The sequence below is a fragment of the Peribacillus sp. NPDC096447 genome (assembly GCF_044762725.1).
In the GTDB taxonomy this organism is placed as follows: Bacteria; Bacillota; Bacilli; order Bacillales; family DSM-1321; genus Peribacillus.
The window spans coordinates 23,828-35,474 of record NZ_JBIWEV010000015.1 but is presented as its reverse complement, the minus strand read 5'-3'; the positions used below and the strand labels follow the sequence as shown (position 1 = coordinate 35,474).

Genomic DNA, 11,647 nt, shown 5'->3' with positions numbered 1-11,647 from the left:
AAATGTTTGACTTGCTCATTTGCTTTTTTGATAGTGTGTGCTCACTTAAAATTTAACGTTGGCGCTTTGTTTTGTTCAGTTTTCAAAGAGCAATAATGGAGCGGGTGAAGAGAATCGAACTCTCATCATCAGCTTGGAAGGCTGAGGTTTTACCACTAAACTACACCCGCATTTAATTTTAAAATATTTCCAGAAAGAATGGTCGGGAAGACAGGATTCGAACCTGCGACCCCTTGGTCCCAAACCAAGTGCTCTACCAAGCTGAGCTACTTCCCGTAAAATATGGTGCGCCCGGCGGGAGTCGAACCTACAACCTTCTGATTCGTAGTCAGATGCTCTATCCAATTGAGCTACGGGCGCTAATTTCTATGATGTTATTGGTGCGGCCGAGAGGAGTCGAACCTCCACGGGGTTTCCCCCACTAGGCCCTCAACCTAGCGCGTCTGCCATTCCGCCACGACCGCGAAAGCGACTTTGTAAGTTTAACACCTTTTCAACTTGATGTCAAGAAGAAAAATATCAGTGCGGGTGAAGGGACTTGAACCCCCACGCCTTGCGGCGCCAGATCCTAAGTCTGGTGCGTCTGCCAATTCCGCCACACCCGCGAAAATAAATGGTGAGCCATGAAGGATTCGAACCTTCGACCCTCTGATTAAAAGTCAGATGCTCTACCAACTGAGCTAATGGCTCTAAATAAAATGGCTGGGCTAGAAGGGATCGAACCTTCGCATGACGGAATCAAAATCCGTTGCCTTACCGCTTGGCTATAGCCCAATAATCGAATACTAATTAACAGCCAGGATAACATTATATCACAATAATATTATTTTAGCAAGTGTTTTTTTTGAAATGGCGGTCCCGACGGGAATCGAACCCGCGATCTCCTGCGTGACAGGCAGGCATGTTAACCGCTACACCACGGGACCAGTATTTTGATTATATATAAGAAAGTGACCCATACGGGATTCGAACCCGTGTTACCGCCGTGAAAGGGCGGTGTCTTAACCGCTTGACCAATGGGCCTTGATAAAATATGCAACTGGCGGAGAAGGAGGGATTTGAACCCTCGCGCCGCTTACGCGACCTACACCCTTAGCAGGGGCGCCTCTTCAGCCTCTTGAGTACTTCCCCAAAAAAATGGCTCCGCAGGTAGGACTCGAACCTACGACCGTTCGGTTAACAGCCGAATGCTCTACCACTGAGCTACTGCGGAATAATGAAAATTGGGTTCCTTTTTCACGCTCAAGGACCTTAGTGTTTGTCGTTTAGAACAAGTTGTTATCTTGTCGACTCTTATGATTATAAAGAGGTTGCAACTTAAAGTCAAGCGTTCTTTTATGTTTTTTTATATTTTTGTTTTTCACTCCTTAAACCCTTGGTAAATCAATGTTCCACGGCATTTACCACAAACGAAACGGGTAGTGTCGATTCGCTTTTTTCTTATATACACCTGCTGACAGTCTTCACATTTATATTGAATAGTATTCATCTTTTTCTTTAATTGGTTAGATGGCAGCGGCTCGCAAAATCTCGGTGCCCCCACTTTTTTGAGTAATTGCTTAAAGTCCGCATCACGATGCTGGTACCCTTTTTTCTCGATATGCAGATGATAATGGCACAATTCATGCTTAATGATTCCAACCATTTCTTCCACACCGCGTTCATCAAGATACTTCTTATTGATTTCTATATTGTGTGAACGGAGCAAGTATCGGCCTCCTGTTGTTCGGAGACGCGGATTAAAACTGGCTTGGTGTCTAAAGGCCTTTTCAAAGTCTTTCAACGATATTTCTTCCACTAGTTTTTGCAATTGCCGATTATCCATTTCCCCCTCCCTTTCCTTGGTAACATGACAACCCATTATAACATAGACTAATAATACAATAGGAAACTAAGGGAGGAAAAGCTATGCCTAATTGGTTCCAGAATCAAATCCGCAAAGCCTTTTATGAAAAGGATTATTATCAAGTGAAGATGTTGAATCAATGTTGGTTTTTTTATCAAAAAAAAGAAAGCCTCCGGTTATAAATTCAACTTTGTTCCATATAAAAAAACCCCTTCTAGTATAGAAGGAGCTTTCCATAGGCTAGTTTTGATCCTTTGGCTCGAGCATCGTTAAAGATACCCTTTGTTTTTGGGAGTCAACCAGTTCGACCCAAACCGTCACAACATCCCCAACGGCCACTACATCCAATGGGTGCTTTACAAACCTGTTGCTCAGTTTAGAAATATGAACCAGTCCATCCTGTTTAACACCAATGTCCACAAACGCACCGAAATCCACAACATTCCTCACTGTACCTTGTAATTCCATCCCAGTTTGCAGATCCTCCATTTTTAGTACATCCTGCTTAAGCAGTGGTTTTGATAATTCATCCCGAGGATCTCTTCCCGGTTTCATCAAATCATCTATGATATCTTTAATCGTAATTTCCCCAATTTCCAATTCATCGGCCAAATCAGCCGGATTTAGTTTGCCTAATTCTTCATTCAGTGCATCACTGCCTAAATCATCAGATGTGAATCCCATTTTCTTTAATAATTTATTCACGGCACTGTAGTTCTCAGGATGTATCGCGGTTTGATCTAAAGGCTCATCTCCATTAATGATACGCAAGAACCCTATACATTGTTCATATGTTTTGGCACCAAGCCGGGGAATCTTCTTTAATTCCTTCCTGCTTGAAAACTTCCCTTCCACTTCCCTTTTCTTCACAATATTTTGAGCAACCGATTTTGATAAACCAGCTACATATTGCAAAAGAGACGATGAAGCGGTATTGACATTCACCCCCACCTGGTTAACAGCTGTTTCTACTACAAAGGTGAGGGATTCCGTTAACTTTTTCTGGGACACATCATGTTGATACTGACCCACGCCCACGGATTGCGGATCAATTTTAACAAGTTCAGCAAGGGGATCCTGAAGCCTTCTGCCTATCGAAACTGCGCTTCTCTGTTCTACTTGAAGATCCGGAAACTCTTCACGGGCAATATCCGAGGCTGAATACACACTGGCTCCCGCTTCATTAACAATTATATATGAAATATTCCCTTTCACTTCTTTCAAAATATCTGCGATGAATTGCTCTGATTCACGTGATGCTGTACCATTGCCGATTGCCACGATTTCAACCGAGAACCGCTGAAGTATTTCAATCGTTTTTTCACGGGCAGCATTAAGTTTCGCAGCAGGAGGATGCGGGTAGATCACACTGATATCGAGAACCTTTCCGGTTTCATCAATGACAGCCAACTTACAGCCAGTCCGATATGCCGGATCAAGGGCGAGAACCACTTTTCCTTTAAGCGGGGGCTGCAAGAGCAGGTTCCGCAGGTTTTCAGAGAAAATATGGATAGCTTGATCCTCAGCTTTTTCTGTCAGCTCTTTTCTGATTTCCCGTTCTACAGAAGGCAATATCAATCGCTTGAGTCCATCCTCAATTGCAGATTTAAGAACAACTTGGGCTTCAGATTTGTTATTTTTAATGATTTTCCGCTCAAGATGACCAATGATGATCTCAGTCCGGGGTTGAATGGAGATTCGCAGAACCTCTTCCTTTTCACCTCTATTCAGCGCCAACACCCTATGCGGTACGATTCTTTGAACCGGCTCCTCGTATTCATAGTACATCTCGAAGATTTTTTTCTCGTCCTTCTCTTCATTTTTCACAGTTGAAACCATTTTTCCGGCTTTGAAAATTTCAGCCCTTATCCACTTCCTTAATTCTGCATCATCGGAAATATGTTCAGCTATGATATCCTGCGCTCCAGCAATAGCCTCTTCAATAGAAGAAACTTCTTTTTCTGCCGATATGAATTCTGCAGCTTTTTCGCTAACACTGGCATGCATTGGACATTCCAGAAGCCAATTGGCCAGTGGTTCAAGACCCTTTTCTTTAGCGACTGTCGCTTTCGTTCTCCTTTTTTGCTTGAATGGCCTGTATAAATCCTCGACTTCCTGCAGTTTTGTTGCCTTCTCGATTTGTTTCGTTAATTCTTCCGTCAATTTTCCCTGTTCACCAATTGAACGCGTAACTTCCGCTTTCCTCTGGCCAAGGTTTTCAAGATAGTTCCACCTTTCCATGATGGAACGAATCTGAACTTCATCAAGTGAACCCGTCATTTCTTTTCTATACCGCGCGATAAAAGGGACAGTGTTCCCCTCTTGCAGCATCTGTATGACGTTTTGGACTTGATGATTTTTCAAAGTTAGCTCATTGGATATTTGTTTAATCAGTTCTTTCAATGTATCTTCTACAACGATCATTATGTTTACCTCCAACCTTTTGATCTAATAAGTATAGTCTAGCAAATGAGTGATGAAGTTGCGAATTCAATACAAAAAAGCTCACTTCCGAATTATGGCGAAAGTAAGCTTCCTAAAATGAAAGTTGTATCATCTGCAGTTAATGGACTGCTTTTTAATATGCATTGTGCGTTCTTATCGATAGGGACCAGCCTTTTTAAAAAAGTTTTAGCTCCCTTAAGTTCTAAACCATCAGAATGAAGGATGAATTTTGCATTTGGTTCATATTTGTAGCTCTGCGTCCTGTATGTTTGTTTCCTTCCGGATAAATACCCTGTAACAGGTAAAGGGTAAACGAGTTTATCGTCGCTTGGATTATACAGGAAAAAGCGGATGTTACCCACTGAACTGTATACAAATTCATTCTTGTCATAAAATATCTTCAAAATCGAAACAGCTGCCCCCCGCTTATCGACTAAAACCTGGTTACACACCGCCATTAATGATTCTACATCCAACTCATGATTACGTTTAACTTCCTCGATGACGGCATGGGAGGAATCATAAGCATTTTTTCCGCTGCCTAGACCATCTGCCAGGACACACACAAAGTATTCTTTCGTATGAAGAAAAAAGTAATCATCACCACAATAAACCATCCCGTTTTTAGACGATTGAGAGACAAGGACTTCTATTTTTTCTCCCCTCAGAATATCTTTGATCACTGAATTAACTCCGAGTTTTCAGCATTAATGGCTTCTTGAAGTTTCTTGATCGCGCGGCGTTGGAGCCTTGAAACATGCATTTGGGAAATCCCCAGTTTATCGCCAGCTTCTTTCTGGCTTAAATTCTCTAAATAAGTATGTTGAATGATCATCTTTTCACGGTCACTCAGAACATGCAGCACCTTTTCAAGCACAAGCCGCTGATTGACCTTTTCAAAACCTTCGTCGACATTCCCGAATATATCAAGCAATGTGACAGTACCGCCATCAGAATCCGCCTCAATAGAATGATCCACAGATAAAGCTTGATAGCTTTTTCCCATTTCCATCGCTTCTAAAACTTCTTCTTCAGTCACGCCTATACTATCGGCTATTTCATCTATTCTTGGTGAACGATGCAGAGTTGTCGTCAATTCCTCGACAGTCACCCTGATTTTCGGACCAAGTTCCTTAATTCTCCTTGGTACATGGACACTCCATGTTTTGTCACGAAGGAACCTTTTGATTTCGCCGATTATAGTAGGGACGGCAAATGCCTCAAAGCTCTTACCGAAAGATTCATCATATCGTCGAATGGCACCTAATAAACCAATCATGCCGACTTGGGAGATATCCTCCTGAAATGATTTCCCTTTCGCATACTTCCGGGAGATTGTTTCAACTAAACTTTTATAATGGATGACTAGATTACTCTGTGCTTCATCATCTTGATTCTGCTGGTAAGCTCTAATCCATTCATTTACCTGTTCTCTTTGTGCCTGATTAGGTTGAGACTGTTTTTGCATCCATCTCCACCTGCTCTCCTTCTAAAAACTTAGTCATAAATACTGTAACCCCATCATGCTGATGAATTTTAACATCATCCATCAGAGTTTCAATAAGGTAAAGACCCAAGCCTCCTTCTCTCAAAAGTTCGACTTTTTGTCCATTTTCGTATGGACCGAGTCCTTGACGAACTTCTTCGAAATTACAGCTCTTGCCACTATCAGAAACCATGACCTCCAGACGGTCAGGATAAAGGCCGAAACTTACTTTCACTTCACCCTTTTCAGAATCCTTATATGCATGCTGTACCGCATTTGTACAAGCTTCACTGGTAGCGATTTTTAAATCCTCAATTTCATCATACGCAAATCCCATCCGGCTTCCTATCCCAGAAAGCGTTAAACGAATGACACCGATGAATTCTGGTTTTGCAGGTATTTTCATTTCGATGTAATCATATACTTGACTCATTCTAACCCACCCTCTGTACCACTTTTTATATCAATGATATCTGCAAGACCTGTTATATCAAATAAACGTCGTAACCTTTCTGATAAGCCAACTAGTGTGAATTCGCCATTATGCGCCCTTACACTTTTGAAAGCACCGACAAATACCCCAAGTCCCGTACTATCCATATAAGAGACTTCAGTTAAATCAATCGTAATTGAAACATTATCCTGCTCTGAAATCGGAAATAGTGATTCCCTTAATTTCGGTGCAGTATAGGCATCGATTTCACCTTTTAGTTTTACAACAAATTCAGTATTTAATTCATTAACATCTACAGTTATATTCATCCTTGACCCACCTCTTCAAATCCTCTTCATTCCTATATCTATACCCAGCAGAAACAATACTAAACATTTGATTTTAAAATTATTAATGTAAAATCATCCCTCAGTTGGAAGTTCTGCATTTTCTCTAATTGTTTAAATATATTATTCACCATTTCCTGGGCTTGCAAATGCATATTCTTTTTAATGAAACCGATAAGTGTTTCCCTTTCTATGAACCCATCATACGTCCGGCACTCCGTTACTCCATCGGATAATAAAATGATCATGTCTCCACGATTCACCGTTTTTTCATATTGGCGATACCTTGTTTTTTTATCAACTCCAAGCAACAAGCCCTTTGCATCCAAATCGCTAAAAGTACCTGTTGCGGCATCATAGTAAAAGCCAGGTTCATGTCCGGCTGAAGCATAGGAAAATTGCCTGTCATGCGGATCATATAAACCATAGAACATCGTTATGAACATGCTTGGATCCACATTATGCTCCACAACACGGTTCAAACTCTCAAGCACACTATTCGGTTCATGACGATGCTCGGGGAGACTGTCCATCGCATATTTGATCATCGACATGCACAATGCAGCAGGAATCCCTTTTCCTATGACATCTGCTATCCCTACTCCTATACGATCATTTTCATCTTGGACGAAGTGATAGTAATCTCCGTTCATCTGTCTCGCCGGAACACTGATCGCTCCAATTTCAAGTGCTTTGATATCAGGAATTTTCGTTTCCAAAAGAGTATGTTGAACGTTTGCCGCGATCTCGATTTCCGTTTTCAGTTCCTGCTGTTGATGTCTAAGGCTTTGATGTTCACGGTATGCAATGCCGTAGCCCATCATGACTTCTAGCAGAAAATCGAAAGAATCCAGTACTTTTCCCGGTAATTCCGGGTAAAGTTCCATTAAGTTATTTTTATGCATACTGATGATTTCTTCTGGAGATATATTGTATTTGATATGTAGGCGGCTAATCTTTTGTCCTTGGTAGAGTGCCTGCTCATTTTGGTCTTTAAGATAAGTAGAAAGCGCCTCATGATACTTTTTCTCCATGTTCTCCCTAATATCCATATTTCCCCCCTAACGGAGCCATTTCGTAGCGATGATCTTAGTCCCTTCACCTGGTATCGAATCAATATCAAAGTCATCCATTAAACGTTTGGCTCCAGGAAGACCTGCACCCAGTCCCCCTGAGGTGGTATATCCATCTTCCATGACTCTGCGGATATCCTCAATTCCCGGCCCTTGGTCCTCTGCAATGATTTTCAATCCTGACTTCCCATTTATATTTAGCTTTTCTATGCTAACACTGCCTTGTCCAGCATATAGGTATATGTTTCGGGCCAATTCGCTAATGGCCGTTGTGATCCTGGCCTGGTCTACAGTACCGAATCCCAACTCCTTAGCTACATTTCTTCCGAGCTGCCTTGCAGCTACGATGTCCCATTCATTTATGATTTTTACGCAGGATTGGAACTCCATTCTTTAATCCCCCAATTCCTGTTGTAATTTCTCCAGGCCTTTCTCTAAGTCTAATGCTGTCAGAACATCATCGAGACTAATTCCCAGTTCAATTAATGTTATTGCAACAGCAGGCTGGATCCCCGTAATTACAACTTTGGCCCCCATAAGCTTAGACATGCTAAAGACATCGCCTAATACCTTTGCGATAAAAGAGTCAATAAAATCTATTGAGGTAATATCTATAACAACGCCATTCGCGCTTGTTTCATGGATCTTATGCAGTAAATCCTCTTGAAATTGAAGGGCTGTCACATCATCCAATTCCCACTGTATAGAGACTAACAAGCAGTCATAAAGCTTTAATATCGGAATCCTCATACTTATCCCTCCACCTTTACGATCTTACGGCTCGTTAATTCCAACGCAACTTCTATCCCTTTTTTCAATGTATTTTTTGTAATCACTTCATTTAAATTAATTCCAAGATTAACGATGGTTTGAGCAATTTCAGGGCGGATGCCGCAGAGTATACATTTAGCGCCCACTAATCGGACTGCTTCCGCCGCTTGAATGATATGATGGGCAACCATGGTATCCACGACCGGCACGCCCGTTATATCAATAAGAACAACTTCAGATCTATGCTTAACAACGCCGGTCAACAGGTTTTCCATTATCTGTTTGGCACGTTCCGTATCAATCGTACCAATCAGCGGCATTACCGTTATTCCTTCCAATACAGGAATGAGCGGTGCCGAAAGTTCTTGCAACGCTATTTTTTGCATGGAAACAGTTTTTTCCCAAGTTTGAGTATATATATTGACTATTTCATTATTTATCGGTGTGGCCCATTTATCCAAATGGTTAACAAGATTGACTTGATTTTCAGGAGTAACCAGACCCTTTTCCACCATACCATTTATGACAATTAACGTGAATTTATGAAGTCCTTCATTGACGAAAGTGAGAGGCCATCCCAATTGGACGACTTTCTCGGCAAAATCTGAAAGCTTCAATGTGAATTCCTTGTTTTTACTATCAACGTTCGTGATGATCATATCTATAAATTCACTGCTCGTTTGCGTGAACATTCGATCTGAAACGACTTTAATTAATCTTTCGTCCGCACTTTCCTTCATGATGCCCATCCACTCAGTAAGGATGTAATCTTGATTTTGCTTAATAAAATCGTAAACCAATTGATTCATAATATCCTCCCATTCTAACACAATTGCCTTGTTTCCCTGTCCACGTCACAAGGATGTTAACTAACTGTAATGTTATTTCCATTTGGATTTCCTTTGAGTTTCCCGACTAACTTTTGCTTTTTTTAGGTATTTACAAAATAACTACATACCCGAAATTCAGGTAAGAAAAACATAAATTAATGAAAAGTTAGGGAGATACTATAAAAAACAATGGCGTTTCATCCAATATCTAACTGTATAATGTTTTTATTCGTCAAATTTTTCATATTTCCTGCTGTATACTTTTTGGATATGTTAATGTTATTTGACAAAAAAAACACGATCCCCACAGTTGCAGGGATCGTGCCATCTAAATAACATCAAGAATGATTTGTATTATAATAACGCCCGGTTTAACGGGAAAAATTTTCTTTAAAACTCAATGAGGCCTAAACTAATTTGCAAAGCTTCATTGACTTTTTGCATCATCGGTTCGTCAAGATGCGTAATTTTATCAGTTAAACGCTGCTTATCAATTGTCCGGATCTGTTCTAATAAAATGACGGAATCCCGCTCGAATCCGTACTTTTTTGCATTAATCTCAACATGTGTAGGCAATTTCGCTTTTTGAATTTGAGCTGTAATGGCTGCCACGATCACAGTCGGACTAAAGCGATTGCCAATATCGTTTTGTAAAATTAGTACCGGACGGGTCCCCCCCTGCTCTGAACCAACTACCGGGGAAAGGTCTGCGAAGTATACGTCACCACGCTTAACAACAATCAATGGCTCAGCCTCCGCTAACTAATCGTTCAACGCAATGACCAGCCTCGAATTCAGCCTGGAAGGCTTCAGAAGCAATCGTTAAGTTAATGGCCGCCATTTCAATATAACCGCGTTTCATCGATTCACGAAACTCTTTCTTTTTACGTTCGCGAAGATACATTTTTGTGGCACGATAAATAAATTCACTGCGATTTACATTTTCCTCACTCGCATACCCATCTAACTCTGTTAAAAAATTTTGAGGTAATCGAATTAATATCTCTCTTGTTGCGCTGGATTCAGACACAAACATACACCTCCACCATCACTACACACCTTTATTGTATATATCCTTTTCAATATTACCATTAAAATGCCTATCTGCAAAGAGTATATTCTATTCTCAATCCTATTATCAGCATAATAAAGGAAATCTTATTCACAATCTTAGGATTTTTTTACAATCCGGTCATTCCAAAATGAAGTTGCGTACATGTTTCACCTGATTGTCTTTTATATATACACGGGGCACTCTTGCTCCTATCATACACGTTATCTCATAGTTGATCGTTTCCAGTTTTGCCGCTATCTCATCGACAGTAATCGATTCATCCCCATCATTCCCCATCAGTGTGACCTCTGTTCCTACAGGGTATGGTCCAGGCAGCTTGATCATGCATTGATCCATGCAAATCCTCCCGACCAAGGGTACTCTTTTTCCATCCACAAGAACTTCCTGACCTTGCAGCTTACGGATCCAGCCGTCAGCATAACCTATTGGCAAAGTCCCGATCCATTCATCACCTTCAGCCGTATAAGTCGCTCCATAGCTAACGCTTTCACCCTTAGCAAGCTGTTTAACCGCGACCATCTTCGTTCTCAATGATATAGCCTGTTTTAATGGGTATGGCAATATCGGCTTCATCTCCACGGAAGGACTCAATCCATACATGGAAATCCCCATTCTTATTGCATTCCATTCAGGGTCGGTGAATCTTAAAGAAGCTGCACTATTGGCTGCATGAATATATTCAGGCTTTCCAGTCATTACGGAAAGCATCCCTTTAAATGTAGCAAGCTGCTTTTCATAATAGTCGGTCTTCATTTCATCCGCCGTCGCGAAATGAGTGAATATCCCTTGGAAATTGAAACAAGCTTCCCTCTCAAGCAAATTTTCCACTTTCATGAGTTGACCTTTATCACGAATGCCGATTCTACCCATGCCGCTATCCACTTTTACATGGATTTGCAAAACTTGTCCCGGTTTCAACAAATCCTTTGCCTTTTCCAACCATGCTACATCGAAAACCGTTACGGAAATCCCATACTCGGCAGCAAGTGCTGCGCTTTCAGGCCTTGAGGCCCCAAGTACAAGGATCGGAGCCAATATTCCCTTTTTTCGTAAGGCAAGAGCCTCATCCAAAAAAGCGACACTTAAAAAATCCGCCCCCGCTTCAAGCGCCGTTTTGGCCACTTCATAGTCCCCATGGCCATATGCATTCGCTTTAACGACAGCGAAAAGACTAACGCCATTTCCCAGTCTTTGTTTCATGGAAGAGATATTTTCAAAAATTTTATCCAAATTTACTTCTGCCCACGTATCTCGATGAAATATTTTCGTTTCCAAGACCATTTCCTTCTTTCCTACACTCACAATAAGATTCTTCCCAGCAGCGAAGTTTTCGTTTCATTA

The 11,647-nt window shown here is 41.2% G+C and carries 14 protein-coding genes and 11 tRNA genes; 1 reads left to right on the top strand and 24 read right to left on the bottom strand.

The features are described from left to right. Positions 1-96: 96 nt before the first annotated feature. From ACIQZD_RS25470 to ACIQZD_RS25415, 12 genes are all read right to left on the bottom strand, one after another. Positions 97-170 (bottom strand) — tRNA-Gly (locus ACIQZD_RS25470). A gap of 29 nt (positions 171-199) precedes the next feature. Further along, positions 200-276: transfer RNA gene (locus tag ACIQZD_RS25465), tRNA-Pro, on the bottom strand. A 7-nt stretch (positions 277-283) separates the two neighbouring features. Further along, positions 284-360 (bottom strand) — tRNA-Arg (locus tag ACIQZD_RS25460). Positions 361-378: 18 nt separating this feature from the next. After that, positions 379-464: transfer RNA gene (locus ACIQZD_RS25455), tRNA-Leu, on the bottom strand. Between the two features lie 59 nt (positions 465-523). Next, positions 524-605 (bottom strand) — tRNA-Leu (locus ACIQZD_RS25450). Positions 606-614: 9 nt separating this feature from the next. Next, a tRNA-Lys gene (locus ACIQZD_RS25445) sits at positions 615-690 on the bottom strand. Positions 691-699: 9 nt separating this feature from the next. Continuing rightward, positions 700-774 (bottom strand) — tRNA-Gln (locus tag ACIQZD_RS25440). Positions 775-850: 76 nt separating this feature from the next. Next, a tRNA-Asp gene (locus ACIQZD_RS25435) sits at positions 851-926 on the bottom strand. Positions 927-951: 25 nt separating this feature from the next. Further along, positions 952-1,023 (bottom strand) — tRNA-Glu (locus tag ACIQZD_RS25430). A gap of 17 nt (positions 1,024-1,040) precedes the next feature. Next, a tRNA-Ser gene (locus ACIQZD_RS25425) sits at positions 1,041-1,131 on the bottom strand. A gap of 7 nt (positions 1,132-1,138) precedes the next feature. Continuing rightward, positions 1,139-1,213: transfer RNA gene (locus tag ACIQZD_RS25420), tRNA-Asn, on the bottom strand. Between the two features lie 147 nt (positions 1,214-1,360). Then, the gene (locus ACIQZD_RS25415; protein WP_402907468.1) at positions 1,361-1,825 is read right to left on the bottom strand and encodes a SprT family protein; all 465 of its coding nucleotides are present in this window, start codon (positions 1,823-1,825) and stop codon (positions 1,361-1,363) included. Between the two features lie 83 nt (positions 1,826-1,908). On the opposite strand from ACIQZD_RS25415, the gene cmpA reads away from it, so the two are divergent. Continuing rightward, positions 1,909-2,028, top strand: coding sequence for a cortex morphogenetic protein CmpA (cmpA, locus tag ACIQZD_RS25410; protein ID WP_089364909.1), 120 nt, complete (start codon positions 1,909-1,911; stop codon positions 2,026-2,028). Between the two features lie 58 nt (positions 2,029-2,086). Here cmpA and ACIQZD_RS25405 read toward each other — a convergent pair whose 3' ends face one another. From ACIQZD_RS25405 to alr, 12 genes are all read right to left on the bottom strand, one after another. Next, on the bottom strand, positions 2,087-4,270 hold the full coding sequence (locus ACIQZD_RS25405) for a Tex family protein (protein ID WP_402907465.1): 2,184 nt from the start codon (positions 4,268-4,270) through the stop codon (positions 2,087-2,089). 92 nt (positions 4,271-4,362) lie between these two features. Continuing rightward, the gene (locus ACIQZD_RS25400) at positions 4,363-4,974 is read right to left on the bottom strand and encodes a PP2C family serine/threonine-protein phosphatase (protein WP_402907462.1); all 612 of its coding nucleotides are present in this window, start codon (positions 4,972-4,974) and stop codon (positions 4,363-4,365) included. After that, a complete protein-coding gene (sigB, locus tag ACIQZD_RS25395; protein WP_137020608.1) occupies positions 4,971-5,759 on the bottom strand; it encodes an RNA polymerase sigma factor SigB in 789 nt (262 codons plus the stop codon). The genes ACIQZD_RS25400 and sigB overlap by 4 nt, the downstream gene beginning before the upstream one ends. Continuing rightward, complete coding sequence (gene rsbW / locus ACIQZD_RS25390; protein WP_034306366.1) at positions 5,737-6,210, bottom strand: anti-sigma B factor RsbW; 474 nt, start codon at positions 6,208-6,210, stop codon at positions 5,737-5,739. Before rsbW ends, sigB begins: the two co-directional genes overlap by 23 nt. Then, positions 6,207-6,539 carry an anti-sigma factor antagonist gene (locus tag ACIQZD_RS25385; RefSeq protein WP_101225981.1) on the bottom strand — a complete coding sequence of 111 codons (333 nt, stop codon included), beginning with the start codon at positions 6,537-6,539 and terminating at the stop codon, positions 6,207-6,209. Before ACIQZD_RS25385 ends, rsbW begins: the two co-directional genes overlap by 4 nt. Positions 6,540-6,598: 59 nt before the next feature. Continuing rightward, positions 6,599-7,609 carry a PP2C family protein-serine/threonine phosphatase gene (locus tag ACIQZD_RS25380; protein WP_101225982.1) on the bottom strand — a complete coding sequence of 337 codons (1,011 nt, stop codon included), beginning with the start codon at positions 7,607-7,609 and terminating at the stop codon, positions 6,599-6,601. A 9-nt stretch (positions 7,610-7,618) separates the two neighbouring features. Beyond that, positions 7,619-8,020: an anti-sigma regulatory factor gene (locus tag ACIQZD_RS25375; protein WP_101225983.1), complete on the bottom strand. Its 402-nt coding sequence runs from the start codon at positions 8,018-8,020 to the stop codon at positions 7,619-7,621. Positions 8,021-8,023: 3 nt separating this feature from the next. After that, positions 8,024-8,380 carry an STAS domain-containing protein gene (locus ACIQZD_RS25370; RefSeq protein ID WP_048682053.1) on the bottom strand — a complete coding sequence of 119 codons (357 nt, stop codon included), beginning with the start codon at positions 8,378-8,380 and terminating at the stop codon, positions 8,024-8,026. A gap of 2 nt (positions 8,381-8,382) precedes the next feature. Then, positions 8,383-9,210 carry an RsbT co-antagonist protein RsbRA gene (locus tag ACIQZD_RS25365; RefSeq protein WP_402907453.1) on the bottom strand — a complete coding sequence of 276 codons (828 nt, stop codon included), beginning with the start codon at positions 9,208-9,210 and terminating at the stop codon, positions 8,383-8,385. Positions 9,211-9,621: 411 nt separating this feature from the next. Continuing rightward, positions 9,622-9,972 carry a type II toxin-antitoxin system PemK/MazF family toxin gene (locus tag ACIQZD_RS25360; RefSeq protein ID WP_034306610.1) on the bottom strand — a complete coding sequence of 117 codons (351 nt, stop codon included), beginning with the start codon at positions 9,970-9,972 and terminating at the stop codon, positions 9,622-9,624. Between the two features lie 7 nt (positions 9,973-9,979). Then, positions 9,980-10,261: a CopG family ribbon-helix-helix protein gene (locus ACIQZD_RS25355; protein WP_034306380.1), complete on the bottom strand. Its 282-nt coding sequence runs from the start codon at positions 10,259-10,261 to the stop codon at positions 9,980-9,982. A gap of 162 nt (positions 10,262-10,423) precedes the next feature. Continuing rightward, the gene (gene alr, locus ACIQZD_RS25350) at positions 10,424-11,587 is read right to left on the bottom strand and encodes an alanine racemase (RefSeq protein WP_402907477.1); all 1,164 of its coding nucleotides are present in this window, start codon (positions 11,585-11,587) and stop codon (positions 10,424-10,426) included. Positions 11,588-11,647: the final 60 nt, after the last annotated feature.